The organism is Microlunatus sagamiharensis (genome assembly GCF_900105785.1).
GTDB classification, from domain to species: domain Bacteria; phylum Actinomycetota; class Actinomycetes; order Propionibacteriales; family Propionibacteriaceae; genus Microlunatus; species Microlunatus sagamiharensis.
In genome coordinates this window covers 2702664-2719970 of the sequence record NZ_LT629799.1, presented here as the reverse complement: position 1 = coordinate 2719970, position 17307 = coordinate 2702664, and the positions used below count along the sequence as shown (strand labels likewise).

Below are 17307 nucleotides of genomic sequence, written 5' to 3'. Positions count from 1 at the left end.
GGAGGTCCGGCATAGCCTCGATGGATGGCTCCCCAGACACCGTCCTCACCCTCCGCGGGAGGCTCCACGCTGCTCTTCGGCGGCCGCAGGACCGGGCGGGAGGACGACGCCCTGGTGCCGCGGCTCGAGCGCCGGACCGGCGCCGCCGGCGAGCGGTGGGTCGTCCGCTCCTTCGCCGCCGCCCGGACCGTGCTGCGCGCCGAGGGCTCGGTCCGTCAGGCCGGCTTCCTGCCCGACGGGGGCGAGCTGCCGGACACGATGCACCGGCCGATCCTCTACCAGGAGGGTGCGGAGCACCGCAGCCAGCGCAGCGCCACCGCGCGTCACTTCGCCCCGAAGGTCACCGAGGGCTACCGCGCCATGATGGAGCGGCTGGCCGACCGGCTCGTGGCCCGCCTCGACCGCGGCCGCCCGGTCGCGATCAGCGACCTGTCCCTGCACATGGCCGTCCAGGTCGCCGCGCGCGTGCTCGGTCTGACCAGCTCCCCGCCCGGGCTGGCCCGGCGGCTGGAGGCCCTTTTCCGGACCGGCGCCGTCGACGAGCAGGGCCCGCGCCTGCTGGCCCGGGCGCGCTCGTACGGCCGGGCGCTCGGACCGCTGGCGTTCCACGTCCTCGACGTCTACCCGGCGATCCTCGCCCGCCGGATCCGTCCGCGGGAGGACGTGATCAGCGACCTCGTGGGTCGCGGGTACTCCGCCCCGGCCGTCCTCACCGAGGCGATCACCTTCGGTGCGGCCGGCATGGCGACCACGCGGGAGTTCATCAGCGTGGCCGCGTGGCACCTGCTGGACGACGACGACCTGCGTACGCGCTACCTGGCCGGCAGCGAGGCCGAGCGGATGGGGGTGCTCGCCGAGATCCTGCGGCTCGAGCCCGTGGTCGGTCACCTCTACCGCCGGACCACCGCTCCCGTGACGGTCAGCGACGGCGACGAGACCGTCGAGCTCGCGCCCGGCACGCTGGTCGACCTCGACATCCGCGCGATCAACGCCGACGCCGAGGTGCTCGGCGAGCAGCCCCTGCGGGTCGGCGTCTTCCGGGACCTGCCGCGTGGGGTGCCCGACGCGGTCATGAGCTTCGGGGACGGCAACCACCGCTGCCCGGGCAACGCGATCGCCCTCCTCGAGAGCGACGTGTTCCTGACCCGGCTGCTCGCGCAGGACCTGGTGGTCGTCTCGCCGCCCCAGCTGGCGTGGAACGCGCTGATCGAGAGCTACGAGCTGCGCGGCTTCCTCGTCCGCCGTCGCTGACGCCTGCCGTCAGGCGCCGAGCGTCGACCAGCCCCCGTCCGACGCGATCACCTGGCCGGTGACCCAGTCGGCCTCGTCGCTGACCAGCCACCCCACGAGCCGGGCCGCGTCCTGCGGCGTGCTCGCGCGACCGCCGGGGTTGCGCTCGGCGACCCAGGCCCAGGCCGCCGCGTCGTGGTGGCCGGTGTCGTTGGGTCCCGGGTTGACGCAGTTGACGGTGATCCCGCGTCCGGCGAGGTGCGCGGCCAGCGTCGGCGTCAGCTCGCGGAGCGCCGCCTTCGAGGCGATGTAGGGCAGCTCGTCGGGCATGACGCCGTGGTACTGCCCGCTGGTGAACAGCACCACCCGACCGCCGCGGCCGGTGTCGCGCTCCCGGGCGAACGCCTGGACCAGGAGCAGGGTCGCGCGGGTGTTGACCGCGTACGTGAGGTCCACCTCGGCGGCCGTGAGCTCCTCGAGCGACTGCCGGGCGCTGCGCGCGTGGTTCGCGACGAGGACGTCCAGCCGGCCGAACGCCTCGACCGCGTGCGCGACCAGCCGCGCCGGGGCGTCGGGCTCGGCGAGGTCGGCGCTCACGTGGACGAGCCGCCCGCCTTCCGCCCGCAGCTCCTCGACGAGCTGCTCGGCGCCGCCGGCGTCGACCCGATCGCCGTCGGCGGGTTCCCACGCGTGCACGACCACCGCGGCGCCGTCCGCGACCAGCCGCCGGACGACCGCCGCCCCGATCGCGCTGCGACGGCTCGCACCCGTGACCAGGGCGACCCGACCGTCGAGGGGCAGCGGGGACGACACGCTGCGCACCCTAGGTCGGACCTGTCGCGCCGTGGAGCGGGCCGGTCAGGTCGTCGGTGAGGACGCGGTCGAGCGCCGCCCGGCCGAGCGGGCCCCAGCCCGGCTTGCCGCCGGGCAGGCCGCGGTCGCCGTTCTGGCCCATCAGCATCAGGAAGAGGCTCTTGAGCAGGGCGTGCCCGCGGGCGCGGCGGACGGCGCCCGGGTCGGGCGCGTAGGCGGTGAGGAAGGTTCGTGCCGCACCGGCGGGCAGCAGCACCCAGGCGGCGGCCAGGTCGAGGGCCGGGTCGCCGACGAACAGGTCGCCGAAGTCGACGACGCCCGCCAGCGTCCCGTCCTCGACGACGACGTTGGCCGGGTGGAGGTCGCCGTGGACCCACACGGGCGCGCCGTCCCAGGCGGGGGCGGCGACGGCGTCGGCCCAGACCGCACGGGCGGCGTCGGCGTCGCCCACGGCGGCGTCGACGGAGCCGAGGAGCCCCTCGAAGCCCGCGGTGCGGTCCCGCGGGTGCGCGCCGCGGCCGGTGTCAGTCGGGGCGTCGTCCGGTGCGGTCACGTGCAGGGCGCGCAGGAACGCCGCGAGGCTCTGCGCGGCGTGCTGCGGGCGGTCGATCGAGCCGCGGTCCAGGGGCGTCCCGGGCACCCAGGTCACGACGGTCCACAGCTTCCCGAACCGCTCGGACGGAGCCCCGACGCGTACGGGCACGGGGACCCGGAGCGGGAGGCGCGGGGCGAGGACCGGCAGCCAGCGCCGTTCGTTCAGCTGGTGGTCCGGGGTCGTGTCCATCCGCTGCACGCGGACGGCGAGGTCGTCACCGAGGCGCCACATCTGGTTGCCCCAGCCGCCGTCGACCTCGCGGAGCGGCAGGCCGGCCAGGTCGGGGTGCTGGTCGAGCAGGAGGTCGCGGACGAGCCCGGCGCTGGTCCCTCCGCTCATCGGGCCACCCTAGGGACCGGGAGCGAGGGTGAGGACCGACCGGGCTCCTCGTCGCCCCGGTGTCGCCCTAGGGTCGGGGCGGTGATCAGCGGACGCCTCATCAGCCGGAGCTGTACGACGAGCTGGTCGGACTGGAACCACGGCGACCTCTACCTCACCGCCGAGGCGCTGGTGCGGGTCCGCCTCCCCGTGCCGACCGCCGAGGGCCGCCGGTTCCGCGACACCGTCGGGCCGACGCCGCGCTACCGCGACCTGCCGTCCGCCGACGAGGCGGGGCCGCTGCTCGACCTCGACCCCACGAACCGCTGCATCCGGTTGACCGAGATCACCTCGGCCCGCCTCCGCCGCGGGGCCCTCAACGACCGCCTCGCCCTGACCCTGCAGGACGGCACCCGCTCGAAGCTGCTCTGGCTGCGGGTCGACCCCGCGTACGACGTCCTGGCGAGGGAGCTCCCGGACCGGCTGGGAACCGCCTTCCGCAAAGGTTGAGCACCCGAGCGGTGCTCAGGTCGTGACGGTCCCGGTGGTCGTCAGGGCATCGCGGACCACGGGGAAGAGGTCGCCCCAGCAGCCGACGATCTTGCCCTGCACGAAGCGGTAGATCACCAGCTCCTGCGTCGCGACGCTGCGCCCGGTCGGGGCGATGCCGTCGAACGTCCCGGTGTGCGTCCCGCGCCCGATGAGCCGCGCGACGACGGTGTCGCCCTCGACGACGCGTTGCTGCAGGTCCCAGTGGTAGTCGGGGAAGGCCTCGAGCACGACCTCGATGCGGCGCAGGTACGGCGCGAGCCCGTCGTCCACGCCCGACCCGCCGACCTCGTCGGAGACCAGCTCGGCCACCAGGTCCAGCCGGTGGGCGTTGCACGCGGCGAGGTAGCGCTCGTACAGGGCGACGACGTCGTCATGGTTCGCTGCCACGTCGGTCATGCTCACACGGTGCAGGTTCCGTGGGCGGGGCGGCGGCGCGGTTCCATGACGCGCTGGACGGCCTCGACGAGCCCCATCGCTCCAGCTGGGCTCCGAACGTGGCCGTCGCCCAACAACTCTGCGCATCTGACCACCTCACGGGTGGTCAGATGCGCAGAAGTTCAGCGGCGGAGTTCGACGACGCGGCGTTCGCGCCCTCAGTTCAGCGCGCGGGTCCCCTCGGGGAGCGTGCCGCCGCCGATGACCGTCGCGGCCGCGTCCTGAAGGGCGGTCAGCGCGACGCGCTGGGTGAAGGGGCCGGTGGAGACGCGGGCGACGCCGAGCTCCTGCAGCTCGCTGGTGGGGAGCGAGGCGCCGGGGACGCTGATCACCGTCAGCTTCTGCGGGCCGAAGGCCTCGGCGACCGTCTTGATCTCGTCCCGGGCGAGGAGGCCGGGGACGAAGACGACGGGGGCGCCGGCGGCGAGGAAGGCCTGACCGCGGCGGATCACCTCGTCGATGACCTGCGGACGCGGGGTGTCACCGGCACGGACGACGGCGTCGGTGCGGGCGTTGAGCACGAAGTCGATGCCCGCGTCGCGCCCGGCGGCGAGGACGGCCTCGACCGCGGCGACGGCCTCGTCGAGCGGCTTCATCTGGTCCTCGAGGTTGCCGCCCACGACGCCGACCTCGATCGCGCGGCGCGCGGTCGCGCCCGCGTCGCCGTAGCCGGCCTCGAAGTCCATCGACACGGGCAGGCCAGTGTCGGAGACGATCCGGCGGACCATGTCGAGGTGCAGCTCGAGGGGGATGTTCTCCCCGTCCTCGTAGCCGAAGGTCGCGGCGATCGAGTGGCTGGCGGTCGCGAGGGCCTTCACGCCCTCGACCGCGGCGACGGTACGCGCGGAGACCACGTCCCAGACGTTGGCGAGGACGAGCACCTCCGGGGCGGTGTGGAGGTCCAGCAGGGTCTTGGCGCGTGTCGCGAGGTCGGTCATGCTCCTGGCAACCGGGTCGGGCGCCTCCTGATTCCGTCGGACGGTTCCGCCCTGGGCATATCCGGTCCCGCGGGGCTGACGGGCGGGGGAGGGGCGTACTAGCGTCCGACCATGACGACGGTGGTCCCCTTCCCGCGCCGGCGCGAGCCAGAGCCCACCCGGCCCGAACCGCTGTGGCGCGAGGTCGTGGGCGCCCAGCTGCGCGAGGAGCGACGCCGGCGCGGCGAGCGCATCGCCGACGTCGCCGCCCGGGCCGGCGTCTCCCCGCAGTACCTCTCCGAGATCGAGCGCGGTCGGAAGGACCCGTCCTCGGAGGTCCTGGCGGCGCTGTCCGGCGCGCTCGGGCTGCGCGTGCTCGACCTGACCCAGCGCTCGTCGGGCCGCCTGGCCGCGCGCGCGGTCTCTGTCGGCCGCCCGACCGGACCGGTCGCCCTCGCCGCCTGAACCCGCGTACGGGCCCCGGGCCTCAGGGCTCGCGGGAGGGGAGCACCAGGTCCACGACGCCGTAGCGGACCGCCGCCTGCGCGTCGAGGACGAGGTCGCGCTCGGTGTCCTCGCGCACCTGCGCGGTGCTCCGGTGCGTGTGCGCGGCGAGGATCTCCTCCTGCTGCGCCCGGACGCGGGCCACCTCGTCGGCCTCGAGGATGAGGTCGGGCACGGTCCCGCGCCCCTCGGCGGCGGGGGCGTGGATCAGCACCCGGCCGTGGGGCAGGATGCTGCGCCGCCCGGGCGTCCCGCCGGCGAGCAGCAGCGCGGCGGTGGCCGCCGCCTGCCCGACGCAGGTCGTCTCGACGGCCGGCCGGATGAACTGCATGGCGTCGTAGATCGCCAGCGTCGCCGGGATCGAGCCGCCCGGGGAGTTGACGTAGAGCGACACCGGGAGCTCGGCGCTCTCGTTCTCCAGGTGCAGCAGCTGGGCGATCACCGCGTTGGCGACGCCGTCGTCGATGCCCGTGCCGAGGTAGACGATCCGGTCGGCGAGCAGCCGGCTGTAGACGTCGACCGTCCGCTCGCCGCGGGTGGTCTGGAGGGTGACGTACGGGATGGCGTAGCTGCTCATCGCGCGACCCCCATCCCGACGGGGCGACGCCGGCCGGGCAGCACGTCGTCGAGGCGTTCGACGACCGCGTCGACGAACCCGTACGCCAGCGCCTCCTCCGCGGTGAACCACCGGTCGCGCTGCGAGTCGCGCTCCACCTGCTCGACGGGCTGGCCGGTGTCGGCGGCGATGAGGCCGAGCACCGTGTCGCGGGTGTGGCGCAGGTCGTCGGCCTGGATGGCGATGTCCATCGCCGAGCCGCCGATCCCGGCCGAGCCCTGGTGCAGCAGCACCTTGGCGTGCGGCATGCACCAGCGCTTGCCGCGCGTGCCCGACGACAGCAGGAACTGCCCGGCGCTGTAGGCCATGCCGAGGTTCACGGTCGCGACGTCGTTGGGGATCGTGCGCATGCAGTCGCGGATCGCCAGCATCCCCGGCACCGAGCCGCCGGGGGAGTTGATCAGCAGGGCGATGTCGGCCTGCGGGTCCTCGGCCGCGAGCAGCAGGAGGGCGTGGCAGAGGCGGTTGCTGTTGCGCTGCTCGAGGGGTTCGCCCAGCACGAGGGTGCGCCGTTCGAGCAGCAGCTGGTAGAGCCCGCGGTCCAGCGCGGACTGCGGGTCGGTCGTGTCGTCGTCGCTCATGCGGCCAGCCTGCGAGCGCGAGGACGGCGACGACAGGTCGCGCTGCCGGCAGCAGCGCTGCCCTGGGCAGCGTGGGCGGGCCGCGCGGCACGGGCCGCGGAGGCGGTCGGCGGAGCACCGGCTCGCTAGGGTTCGCGAGGTGCCGCTGGTGACCGAGCTCGAGCGCCCCCGCGCGACGCCGGACGCCCGGATCGTCGTCGCGGACGTGGCCCTGGCCGTGCTCGCCGTCGGCTCGTCCGCGGTCCTGCTCAAGGTGCTCTCGCCGCGCGCGGACGCCGGGGACTGGGTCTTCGTCGTGCTCGTCGCGCTGCCCCTGGCCCTGCGCCGCACCGTGCCGCGCACGACCGCGGCCCTGGTCGGCCTCGCCGCCGCCGTCCAGGTCCTGGTGGGCTCGCCCGTCGGGTTCCACGACGCCGCCGTGCTCGTCGCGCTGGCGACGGTGACGGGCTGGACGACCCGGCGTACGGGGCTGGTCGTCCTCGCGCTCGCGGCCCTGCTGGTCGGGCTCGCCGCGCTGACCCCGTGGTGGGCCTACCTCGACTCCCGCCTCGGACCCGCGACCGGCACGACCCACGTCCTCACGACCCTCGGGGCGCTGGTGCTGCTGCTGGCCGCGTGGGCGTACGGGGAGCAGACGCGGCGGGCGCGCGCCGGTGCGGAAGCCGTCCGCGAGCGCGCGGCGCTCGCCGAGCGGGAGCGCGAGCAGCAGGCGGAGCTGGCCGCCGCGGCCGAACGGGCGCGCATCGCGCGCGAGATGCACGACGTCGTCGTCCACGGGCTGTCGGTGATGGTGGTGCAGGCCGAGGGCGCCCGCTACGCGCTGCCCGAGTCCGCCGCGACCTCCCGCGAGGCCCTCGCGCAGGTCGCGCAGACCGGGCGCACCGCGCTCGGCGAGATGCGCCAGCTGCTCGGCCTGCTGCGCGCGGCGCCGGCCGGGACCGCGGCCGGCGGCGGAGGGCCCGTGCCGGGCCTCGACGACCTGGACGCGTTGGTCGAGCAGGCCCGGTCGGCCGGCGCCGCGGTGTCGGTACGCCGTCGCGGCGACCTCGCCCGGGTGGCCCCGGTGGTCGGGCTCACCGCGTACCGGGTCGTGCAGGAGGGTCTGACGAACGCGCGCCGCCACGGCGGGGACCGCGTCGAGGTCGTGCTCGAGGTCGAGGGGGAGGAGCTGGTGGTGCAGGTCCACGACGAGGGGAACGGTGGTCCGGCCGCCGGGTCGGGGACGCCGGGGTTCGGGCTGACCGGGCTGCAGGAGCGCGTGGCCGCGGTGGGTGGTCGCGCTGCGGCCGGACCGGCGCCCGCGGGTGGGTTCACGGTGCGGGCCTGCCTGCCGCTGCGGCCGGGCGGTGCGTCGTGACGATCTCGGTCTTCCTCGTCGACGACCAGGACCTCGTGCGCTCGGGCCTCGCCCTGGTCGTGGCCTCCCAGCCCGACCTCGAGGTCGTGGGCCAGGCGCGCGACGGCGCCGAGGCCGTCGCCCAGCTCCGGAGGACGCCGGCCGACGTGGTCCTCATGGACGTCCGGATGCCGCGCATGGACGGGGTCGAGGCGACGCGGCTGATCACCCGCGGCCAGCCCGCGGGGGAGCCGCCGCGGGTGCTCGTGCTCACCACGTTCGACCTCGACGAGCACGCCTTCGCCGCGCTGCAGGCCGGGGCGTCCGGCTTCCTGCTCAAGGACGCGCCGCCGGAGGACCTGCTCGCGGCGATCCGTACGGTCCACCTCGGCGAGACGGTCGTCGCTCCCAGCACGACCCGGCGCCTGGTCGAGCGCTACGCGACGGCCACCGCGAGCCGCGGGCCCCGCGCCGAGGACGCGAAGGTCGTGGCCGGGCTCACCGACCGCGAGCGCGAGGTGCTGGGCGCCATCGCCCGAGGTCGCAGCAACCCCGAGATCGCGCAGGACCTGTTCGTGTCCGAGGCCACGGTGAAGACCCACGTCGGCCGGCTCCTCGCCAAGACCGGCCGGCGCGACCGGGTGGCGCTCGTGATCCTCGCCTACGCCGCCGGGCTCGCCGCCGCGGACTGAGCCGACCCTCGTCCTAGAAGGCCCGGCGCACCGCGGCGTCGGCGAGCGCCCGCAGGGCCTCGCGGCCCTCGTCGGTGACCTCGGCGGTCTCCAGCGCGGCGAGCGACTCCTCGTACGCGGCCTCGATGGTCGCCTCGACCTCGGCGGCGGCGCCCGAGGACTGGACGAGCTCCTGGAGCCGGGCGACGCCGTCGGGCCCGAGGTCAGGGTCGCCGAGCAGCGCGACGAGGAGCCCGCGCCCGGCGTCGTCGGTGCGGGCGTACGCGTGGGCGACGATCGCGGTCCGCTTGCCCTCGCGCAGGTCGTCCCCGGCCGGCTTGCCCGTGACCGCCGGGTCGCCGAACACGCCGAGCAGGTCGTCGCGGAGCTGGAAGGCCCGCCCGAGCGGCGACCCGTACGCGGCGAGGCGCTCGAGCAGGCGGTCGTCCGCCCCGCCGATCGCGGCGCCGGCCTGCAGCGGCCGCACCACGGTGTAGCGGGCCGACTTGTGCTCGGTGACGCGGTCGACGTCGGCGAGCGCCACGCGCAGGTCGACGCGGCCGTCGACCTCGGGCAGCCACCGGGTGAGCGGCTGGGCCTGCACGAGCATGTCGAGGTACTGCCCGCAGGTCACCTCGGTGCGCATCCGGTCGACCAGGGGCTGCGCCCGCCGGCGAGCGTCGTCGGCGAGGCCGGCCTCGCCCAGCAGCTGCGCCGACCACATGATCAGCAGGTCGCCGAGCAGGATCGCGCCGGCCCGGCCGAAGCCGGGGCCGTCCCCGAGCCAGCCCGCCTCGTCGTGCAGCGCCTCGAAGCGGCGGTGGGCCGCGGGCCGGCCGCGCCGCACGTCCGAGGAGTCCATGACGTCGTCGTGCACGAGCGCGCTGGCGTGCAGCAGGTCGAAGCTCGCGGCGGCGTCGAGGAGCGCCCCCAGCCCGTCCTCGGCGGGCCGGCCGGCCGCGGCCACGAACCCCCACGCCGCGAACGCGGGACGCAGCCGCTTGCCGCCGTCCAGCAGCTCCGCGGCCATGGTCCGGACCGCGGCGAGCTCGACGCCCATCGGCTCGAGGACGGGGGCCTGGCGCTGCACGAAGGCGGCAACGCGGGCGGACACGGCGCGTCGGAACGACGCCGAGACGGGGTCGGCCGGGTCGAGGACGTCTCGGACCGCGGGCACCGCTCCGGGAGCCTGGACGTGCCGCGTCGTGACGGGCGGTGCCGGTGTGACCACCAGGAGAGAGTACGGAACCGCCACGGGCCGGGCACCTATCGTTGGTGCGTGCCCGGGCCTGCTGTCGTCGCCGCGCGCCCGCGCCTCTCCCGCCCGGGCCGCGGTCCCACCGTCGCCCAGCTCCTCGAGGCGGGGGAGCGGCCGCTGGTGTCGTTCGAGCTGTTCCCGGCGAAGGACGCGGAGCAGCACCGCCAGCTCTGGACGACGATCCGCGAGCTCGAGTCGCTGGGCCCCGACTTCGTCTCGGTGACGTACGGGGCGTCCGGCTCGACCCGCGACCGCACGGTCAGCGCGACGCAGCAGATCGCCGAGCAGACGACGCTGCGCCCGATGGCCCACCTCACCGCGGCGAGCCAGAGCCGCGACGAGCTGCGCCACGTCGTGGGGGCGTACGCCTCGGTCGGCATCAACCACATCATGACGATCCGTGGCGACATGCCGGGCGGGCCGACGGTCCCCTGGGAGGCGCACCCCGACGGTCTCGCCAACGCGACCGAGCTGGTCTCGCTGGTCGCCGGGCTCGGCGACTTCTGCATCGGGGTGGCCGCCTTCCCCGACCTGCACCCGCAGACCCGCGACGCCGACCTCGACGCGCGGCTCCTGGTCGCCAAGCAGCGCGCGGGCGCCAGCTTCGCCATCACGCAGCTGTTCTTCACCGCGGAGCGCTACTTCGACCTCGTGGCGCGCGTGCGGGCGCTGGGCAGCGACCTGCCGATCATCCCCGGGATCATGCCCGTGACCCGCATCAGCCAGATCGAGCGGTTCGCCGACCTGTCGGGTGCCGCGCTGCCCGCCTTCGTCACCGACCGGCTCCACGAGGTGGAGCACGACCCGGCGCTCGTCCGGGCCGCGGGGGTCGACCTGGCGACGGCGCTGTCGGAGGAGCTGCTCGCCGGCGGGGCCCCCGGGCTGCACTTCATCACCATGAACCGCTCGCCCGCGACGCGTGAGATCTACGCCCGGCTGCGTTCTTCTCTGCAACGCAAATAAGAATTTCCGGCGCTCCGCCTTGCACCCAGGCGCGATGTGCCTTCAGGATGACAACGTCATCATTCAGGTCGACGGGGGTCGACCGCCAGGACTCATCTCTTACAGGAGCATGGAGCCGTGCACGTCGACCCCGCACCTGCCACGTACGTGGGCACGATCCTGACCGCCGTCCGCTCGTTCAACCAGAACCGCGTCTGCGCGGCCCTGGACGACGCGGACGCCACCCTCGGTCTGGACACCACGATCGACGAGATCGTCTTCCCGGCGCTGCGCGTCGTCGGCACCTTCTGGTCGAGCGGCACGCTCGACGTCGCCCACGAGCACGTGCTCTCCTCGGCGATGACGCGCTGGGTCGCGGCCCGGTCGTCGGTCCTCCCCGCACCCAGCCGCCGCGGCACGATCCTGCTGGCCGCCGGCCCGGAGGACCTCCACACGCTCGCGCTCGACTGCCTCGACCTGCTGCTCGTCAGCCGTGGGGTCGAGGTGTGCAACCTGGGTGCGCAGACGCCGGTGGCGTCGCTGCTCGTCGCCCTCCGCTCGGTCCACCCGAGCGCCGTGGTCGTCTGCTCGCACACCCCGACCGTGGCCAGCCCGGCGGTCCGCTCGGTGCGGGCGATCTCCGACGCAGGCGTCCCCGTGTACTTCGCCGGCTCGTCGTTCTCCTCGCAGTTCTTCCGCCAGAACTCCCCGGGGGTCCCGCTGGACGGCACCCTGCGGGAGTCGGCGGACGTGATCACGAGCCGCCACACCACGCCGCCCCCGGAGCCCTCGGTGCTGCCGCGCGAGCACTTCCGGCAGCGGGCCGCGGCCAGCGCCTGACGCCCGGCCGTCCACCACCCGCGAGGGTGGAGGACGACCGGGGTGCCCGGTGGCTCAGCCGAACCGGTGCCAGGCGACCTCGGGCGAACGGTAGAAGTTCACGCCGGCCGCCTCCCAGCGGGGCCCCTGCACCGCGAGCTGCACCAGGTAGGGCTCGAGGTCGTGCGTCCGCCGCGGTGACCAGCCGATCTGGGCGATGCCGGCCAGGCGCGGGAAGGCCATCAGCTCGACCGTCGTGATGTCGGGCAGCGTCTCGGTCCACACGGGCGCGAGCACGCCGGCGACCGCCGACGACGGGACGCCCGCCACGAGCGTCGCCGGGTCCCAGGCGTAGGAGTCGGAGACGGGCACCACGGCGGCCCAGTCCTGGCCGTAGGTGAAGGTCGGGTCGTACTTCATGTCGAGGTACGCGTGGTCGGCCGGTGCCATGACCAGGCGCTGGCCCTTCCGCGCGGCCTCCTGCGCCAGCGCGATGTCGTCCTTCGACCCCGTCGTGCCCCAGTAGGCGGCGATGCTCTTCTTCGCCGGGTCGGCCGAGGCGGTCTGGTGCCAGCCCCACATCCGCTTGCCGTGCTGCCGCAGCACCTTCTGGGCGGCGTCGACCATCTTCGTGTAGTCGGCCTGGGTGGTGCTGTGGGCCTCGTCGCCGCCGATGCTCACGTACTTCCCCGGCGTCAGCGCGGCGACCTCGCCGAGCACGTCGGACAGGAAGCGGTAGGTGACGTCCTTGTCGGCGCACAGCGAGCTGAAGCCGACCTCGGTGCCGGTGTAGGGCGCCGGGGCCTTGCCGTCGCAGTTGAGCTCGGCATAGCTGGAGAGCGCCGCGTTGGTGTGGCCGGGGAGGTCGATCTCGGGGACGACGGTGATGTGGCGGGCCTTCGCGTACGCGACGAGGTCGGCGTACTGCTCCTGGGTGTAGTAGCCGCCCTTCGTGCCGCCGGTCTCGAGCGCGCCGCCGTACGTCGCGAGCCTCGGCCAGCTGCGGATCTCGAGCCGCCAGCCCTGGTCGTCGGCGAGGTGGAGCTCGAAGGTGTTCAGCTTCAGCGGGACCATCGCGTCGATGTAGGCCTTGACCTCCTCGACGCTCATGAAGTGCCGGGCGACGTCGAGCATCGCGCCGCGCACCGGGTAGCGCGGGGAGTCGCTGACCCGGACCCGCGGGATCGACCACGTCGTGCCCTCGGCGCGCTGGTGGCCCTCGACCGCGGCGGGCATGAGCTGGCGCAGCGTCTGCACGCCGTGGAAGAGGCCGGTGCTCGTTCGCGCCTCGATCGTGACGCTCTTCGTGCCGACCTCGAGGCGGTAGCCCTCCGTGCCGAGGCTGGCCGGTCCGCCGGTGCGGAGCACGACGCGTCCGGGCGCCTTCGAGCCGCGTTCGACCGGCCAGTCGTAGCCGGTGGGGGTGCGCAGGAAGTCCGCCAGGTAGTCCGCGACGCCGAGCGTGCTCCTCCTCGGGTGACGGCCGACGTCGACCGCGCTCGCGGCGTCGAAGGTCAGCGAACCCTTGCGGGTCTCGAGCGACCTCGGCGTCGGCAGGATGCGCTGGGCGGGGGTGGGGACGTCCATCGCCGCAGTCTGCCCGGACGGGGCCGCGCCCGAGGAGGGCGGTGCGGGCGGGTCGGCGGCCTGCGCCGCGGGGGAGGTGAGGGCCAGGCTCGTGGCCAGGAGGGCGGTGACGGCGGCGGCCTGCAGGCCGGTGGTGCGCGGACGGGGGTGCATGGGGCTTCCTTGCCTCGGGGTGGGGGTGTGCGGGATGGAGAGGGGCGCCGGGCGGGTCAGCCGCGCAGCGTCGTGGTGGCGACGTCCCAGCCGCCGACGGTGACGACCGGCCGGTCGCCGTGCAGGTCACGGCGCGCGTACGTCGCCGTGATGGTCTGGCTCTCGCCCGGGGCGAGGCTCAGGTCGTTCGCGCTCCAGGTCGCGGTGCGCACCTGGTCGTCGCCGCCCCGGCGGGTCCCGCGGGCGGTCCCGCGGCGGACGTCGGCGCGCAGGAAGAGGGCGGTCGCGCTCGTCGAGGTGTTGCGGAGCGTCACCGTCGTCGTGCTCGTCGCGCCGTGCGTCCGCGTGCGGGAGGAGACGCGGACGCGCGCCGCGGGGAGGTCGTGCAGCCCTGTGAGGTCGCCGTACTGCGTCATCGTCGCCTGGGGGTTGCCGAGCGTGGCGGCCCAGTCGACGACGTCGCGCTGGGTGGAGAGCCAGTAGGTGTTCCGGTCGACGACGTGCGTGCCCCGGCGCAGGACGAGCTCGACGAGGTAGGTCGAGGCCCGCTGCGGCGGCGCGGTGGTCGCCGGCACGGCGAGGTGCAGCAGTCCGCCCCGCACCTGCTGGGCGGCCAGGTCGACCCGGGCGCTGCGTCCGTGGTCCAGGACCGTCCCGTCGGTGCCGACGACGCGGGCCTCCACCGACAACCCCCGGGCCGTGGCGCCGGTCAGGTTGTCCAGCGCGACCGTGCTCGTCGCCGGGTCGAACATCGCGTGCAGCGACCGGTTCGCCTCCTGGGCGCCGAAGAAGCTCCCGGCCTGGTCGTAGTCGGCGTTGTAGAGCGCCCAGAGCAGCGTCGGCCAGCCCTTGTTGGCCATCCAGTAGATCGTCCCGGTCGAGGGCGAGGCGGCGTCGGTGGAGTGCAGGAGGAAGGCCTCGAACTGGGCACGCACGTCCTCGTAGTTCGCGAGCTGCGCCTCCTTCACGTAGGCGTCGAGCCCGGACCACGACCCGTACCGCTTCTGCAGGGCGGTGTCGAAGTTGTACAGGGTGCCGAAGTTGTAGCCGCTCGTGCCCGTCTCGGCGTTCGCGTGGTACTGGTTCGCCTTCGGCTCGCGCCAGAGCCGGCGCTGGTCGGCGGGGGACAGGAAGCGGTCCATCGAGTCGCGCGTCGGGATCGTGTGGCCGGCGCTCTCCTCGCTGTCGAGCGCCCAGGCGCCGCCCGCGTTGGTGAGGCTGGTGTCGTCGGCGTACGGGGAGTGCTCGCGGTCGTACCAGTAGGACGGCGGGACCCAGTCGTAGGGCCCCTCCTTCTCCCCGGCGAGGCCGAGCTGCGGAGAGGACTTGTCCTCGGCCGAGGCGAGGACGGGGATGTCGAAGTCCTCCGCCCGGAAGGCCTTCAGCGTCACGTCCTCCTGCGGCGGGGTGGGGTTGTTGTCGCTCCACTGGAAGGTGAAGACCGACGCGTGCGCGCGCAGGCTCCGGGCGACCGCGTACGCGGAGTCGCTCAGCACGCCGAGGTCGTGGGCGCTGACCGGGGTGTCGGTCGGCAGCTCCCACGCGTCGCAGCAGGACCAGCCGGAGGCCACGAGGATCCCGGCGGCGTCCATCTGGTCGTAGAAGTCCTGCGGCATGAAGTGGCCCTCCACGCGCACCGTGTTCAGCCCGGCGCTCTTCAGCAGCCGGATCTGCTGCGCGGTGTCGGCCGCGGAGTAGCGCAGGAACAGATCGGGGTCGAAGCCGCCGCCCCGCAGCACGAGCGGACGCCCGTCCACCGTGTACTGCCGCACGCCGCCGGGCGCGAGGGGCGAGTCCCCGACCAGCGCGCTGCTGACGGTGCGCACGCCGAAGTGGCTGGTGCTGCTGCCGACCAGGGCGCCGTCGGACGCCAGGGCGGTGACGAGGGTGTAGAGCGGCTGGGCGCCCATCCGGTACGGCCACCAGATACGCGGGTGCTCGACCTGCAGGGCCGGGGCGTCGTCGGGGGTGATCGTCACCCGCGTGCTGCCCGGGGCCACGGTCACGGTCTTCGTCACGTAGACCGGTGCGGCCGCGTCGTCGGGTGCGACGACGACCGCGGCCAGCGTGGCCTGCCGGGGTGCGGCGCCCGGGTTGGTGAGCGTCGCGGCGACCGTGAGCCGGGTGCGGCCCAGGTCGGCGGCGGTCTGCTGCACGACGTGGCTGTCGGTGAGCTCGACGCCCGGCGAGCTCTGGAGCTGCACGGGCATCTGAATGCCGGTGTTCTGGTCCGGCGGGATCTGGGTCCAGTCGATGTTCGACACCGTGAAGTACGTCAGCGGGTCGTTGGGGTAGACCTTGATCGCCACGGTGTTGTCCCCGTGGGCCCGCAGCAGCCGTGTCACGTCGATGCGGTGCTGGGTGTACGCACCGGTGATGCTCGAGCGGGTCGCCACCTCGGTCCCGTTCACCCAGACGTCGGCCTCGCCGACGACGCCGTTCGTGACGAGCGCGGCGTGGCCGTCGGCCCCGAGGTGCTTCGGCGCCGGGAAGGTCGTCCGGTACCACCACGGGACGGCGAAGCGCTTGACGGTCTCCTTGCCGGTCTCCTGGGTGCCGAAGCAGCGACGCATCGTGTCGGAGTAGAAGACGTGCGGGCAGGCCCCGTTCTGCAGCAGGGCGGCGATCTCCGTCCCCGGTGCGCCGGCGTCGTCGGGGTGCACCCGCAGCCAGCCGCGCGTGGGGTGGCCCGGCGACGACACCTCCGACCCGCCGGCCTGGTCGTCGGCGGAGCTGGTCACGCGCCAGCCCTGCGTCCCGACCGTCGTCGTCCCGAGGTCCCCGGGTGCCTGGCGGCGCACGAGCGACGTGAGGGCGTCGCGGGCCGCGGCGTCGGAGGCGGTGGTCGACGCGGGAGCGGTCACCGTAGGAGAGGCCGTCGCGCCGCCGGCCGCGGGTGGCGGCGGCCCGGCCGCGGCCGCCGTGCCGCCCGTCGAGGTCGCGGCCAGGGCGAGCGCCGCGGCGGTGCCGACGGCGACGAGCCACCGGGGAGTGGTCATGCGAGCTCCTTCGTCGGGAGGCGGGGGGTCGAGCCACGGACGGCGTGGGCGGCGCCGGCCGCGTCGGCGGCGAGCAGGAGCGCCCCGACGAGCGGGGCGTCGACGAGGTGCCGGGCTCCGACGACGCGCGGGGGCAGCGGGACGCCGCGGTCGACCGCGCGCTGCAGGCGGGGCAGCAGCACCGAGGCCGCTCCCATGAGCCCGCCGGCGACCGCGACCACGTCGGGGTCCAGCAGGCAGCAGGCGTTCACGACGGCGACGTCGAGGGCATCGAGGGCCGGGGAGAGGGCCGACCGCAGGGCCTCGTCGTCGCCCAGCAGGGCCTCGACCGCCGTGGTCGGCCGACCGGCGACGCGGCTCGCGAGGGTGTCCAGCGACCGTCCGCCGACGAGCTCCTCCAGGGGCGCCCGGTCCTCGGCGGCCCCGGTCTGCCCCGGGGCCGTCTGCGCGTACGCGACCTCGCCGCCCGCGCCGTGGGCGCCGCTCAGCACGGTCCCGTCGACGACGGCGGCCATGGCCACCCCGGTCCCGAGGTTGAGGTAGAGCCCGGTACGGCTGCCGCGCAGCGCGCCCTCGCGGCTCTCGGCCAGCGCCCCGGCCTTGACGTCGTTGCCCAGCACCAGGGGCACCCCGGCCTCGACCACCCCGGCGAGCCCGGCGCGCAGGGCCTCCTCCAGGTGCAGCGCGCCCCAGCCCTCGATGTTCGGGGCGAGCAGCACCCGGTCGCGTCGCACGACGCCGGGGCTCACCACCCCGGCGGCGACCAGCTGCGCGGAGTGCGCCGCGACGAGCTCGCGGGCCAGCGCGCACGCGCGGGCGACCACCTGGTCGGCCCCCTCCGTGGCGTTGGTCCGCAGCCGGCGCCGCGCGAGGACTTCCCGGTCGGGCGTGGCGAGGGCGAGGTCGACCTTGGTCCCGCCCACGTCGACGCCGAGGAGGACCTCGCGGATCCCTCCGGCTCCGCCGGGCCCGGTCACGTCG

At 75.0% G+C, this 17307-nt stretch carries 17 protein-coding genes; 7 read left to right on the top strand and 10 right to left on the bottom strand.

Features of this window, described 5'->3' with window-relative positions; genetic code table 11:
- The first annotated feature begins 24 nt into the window (after positions 1-24).
- Complete coding sequence (locus tag BLU42_RS21605; RefSeq protein ID WP_091074803.1) at positions 25-1251, top strand: cytochrome P450; 1227 nt, start codon at positions 25-27, stop codon at positions 1249-1251.
- 9 nt (positions 1252-1260) lie between these two features.
- On the opposite strand, the gene BLU42_RS12375 is transcribed toward BLU42_RS21605, so the two are convergent.
- Complete coding sequence (locus BLU42_RS12375; protein ID WP_231918124.1) at positions 1261-2043, bottom strand: SDR family oxidoreductase; 783 nt, start codon at positions 2041-2043, stop codon at positions 1261-1263.
- Positions 2044-2053: 10 nt separating this feature from the next.
- The gene (locus tag BLU42_RS12370; RefSeq protein WP_091074801.1) at positions 2054-2977 is read right to left on the bottom strand and encodes an aminoglycoside phosphotransferase family protein; all 924 of its coding nucleotides are present in this window, start codon (positions 2975-2977) and stop codon (positions 2054-2056) included.
- 81 nt (positions 2978-3058) lie between these two features.
- On the opposite strand from BLU42_RS12370, the gene BLU42_RS12365 reads away from it, so the two are divergent.
- The gene (locus BLU42_RS12365; protein WP_091074799.1) at positions 3059-3466 is read left to right on the top strand and encodes a hypothetical protein; all 408 of its coding nucleotides are present in this window, start codon (positions 3059-3061) and stop codon (positions 3464-3466) included.
- 15 nt (positions 3467-3481) lie between these two features.
- Here the strand turns inward: BLU42_RS12365 and BLU42_RS12360 are convergent, their stop codons facing one another.
- Positions 3482-3904, bottom strand: a complete 423-nt coding sequence (locus BLU42_RS12360; RefSeq protein ID WP_091080334.1) for an ester cyclase — start codon at positions 3902-3904, stop codon at positions 3482-3484.
- Between the two features lie 197 nt (positions 3905-4101).
- Positions 4102-4881 carry an isocitrate lyase/PEP mutase family protein gene (locus BLU42_RS12355; RefSeq protein ID WP_091074797.1) on the bottom strand — a complete coding sequence of 260 codons (780 nt, stop codon included), beginning with the start codon at positions 4879-4881 and terminating at the stop codon, positions 4102-4104.
- Between the two features lie 111 nt (positions 4882-4992).
- Here BLU42_RS12355 and BLU42_RS12350 point away from each other — a divergent pair, with 111 nt between their 5' ends.
- Positions 4993-5325: a helix-turn-helix domain-containing protein gene (locus BLU42_RS12350; protein WP_091074795.1), complete on the top strand. Its 333-nt coding sequence runs from the start codon at positions 4993-4995 to the stop codon at positions 5323-5325.
- Between the two features lie 22 nt (positions 5326-5347).
- Here BLU42_RS12350 and BLU42_RS12345 read toward each other — a convergent pair whose 3' ends face one another.
- On the bottom strand, positions 5348-5941 hold the full coding sequence (locus BLU42_RS12345; protein WP_091074793.1) for a ClpP family protease: 594 nt from the start codon (positions 5939-5941) through the stop codon (positions 5348-5350).
- Positions 5938-6561: a ClpP family protease gene (locus BLU42_RS12340; protein ID WP_091074791.1), complete on the bottom strand. Its 624-nt coding sequence runs from the start codon at positions 6559-6561 to the stop codon at positions 5938-5940. The genes BLU42_RS12345 and BLU42_RS12340 overlap by 4 nt, the downstream gene beginning before the upstream one ends.
- Before the next feature lie 139 nt (positions 6562-6700).
- Here BLU42_RS12340 and BLU42_RS12335 point away from each other — a divergent pair, with 139 nt between their 5' ends.
- Both BLU42_RS12335 and BLU42_RS12330 read left to right on the top strand, forming a co-directional pair.
- The gene (locus BLU42_RS12335; protein WP_157719961.1) at positions 6701-7918 is read left to right on the top strand and encodes a sensor histidine kinase; all 1218 of its coding nucleotides are present in this window, start codon (positions 6701-6703) and stop codon (positions 7916-7918) included.
- On the top strand, positions 7915-8589 hold the full coding sequence (locus tag BLU42_RS12330) for a response regulator (RefSeq protein ID WP_091074787.1): 675 nt from the start codon (positions 7915-7917) through the stop codon (positions 8587-8589). Before BLU42_RS12335 ends, BLU42_RS12330 begins: the two co-directional genes overlap by 4 nt.
- Positions 8590-8602: 13 nt before the next feature.
- Here the strand turns inward: BLU42_RS12330 and BLU42_RS12325 are convergent, their stop codons facing one another.
- The gene (locus BLU42_RS12325) at positions 8603-9745 is read right to left on the bottom strand and encodes a polyprenyl synthetase family protein (RefSeq protein ID WP_091074785.1); all 1143 of its coding nucleotides are present in this window, start codon (positions 9743-9745) and stop codon (positions 8603-8605) included.
- Positions 9746-9847: 102 nt separating this feature from the next.
- On the opposite strand from BLU42_RS12325, the gene BLU42_RS12320 reads away from it, so the two are divergent.
- A complete protein-coding gene (locus BLU42_RS12320) occupies positions 9848-10789 on the top strand; it encodes a methylenetetrahydrofolate reductase (RefSeq protein WP_091074783.1) in 942 nt (313 codons plus the stop codon).
- A gap of 117 nt (positions 10790-10906) precedes the next feature.
- The gene (locus BLU42_RS12315) at positions 10907-11608 is read left to right on the top strand and encodes a cobalamin B12-binding domain-containing protein (RefSeq protein ID WP_091074781.1); all 702 of its coding nucleotides are present in this window, start codon (positions 10907-10909) and stop codon (positions 11606-11608) included.
- A gap of 54 nt (positions 11609-11662) precedes the next feature.
- On the opposite strand, the gene BLU42_RS12310 is transcribed toward BLU42_RS12315, so the two are convergent.
- From BLU42_RS12310 to BLU42_RS12300, 3 genes are read right to left on the bottom strand one after another with little or no spacing between them, the layout of a single operon-like run.
- Positions 11663-13327 carry a beta-N-acetylhexosaminidase gene (locus BLU42_RS12310; protein WP_091074779.1) on the bottom strand — a complete coding sequence of 555 codons (1665 nt, stop codon included), beginning with the start codon at positions 13325-13327 and terminating at the stop codon, positions 11663-11665.
- Between the two features lie 56 nt (positions 13328-13383).
- A complete protein-coding gene (locus BLU42_RS12305) occupies positions 13384-16326 on the bottom strand; it encodes a glycoside hydrolase family 2 protein (RefSeq protein WP_091074777.1) in 2943 nt (980 codons plus the stop codon).
- On the bottom strand, positions 16323-17303 hold the full coding sequence (locus BLU42_RS12300; RefSeq protein WP_091074774.1) for an ROK family protein: 981 nt from the start codon (positions 17301-17303) through the stop codon (positions 16323-16325). Before BLU42_RS12300 ends, BLU42_RS12305 begins: the two co-directional genes overlap by 4 nt.
- Positions 17304-17307: the final 4 nt, after the last annotated feature.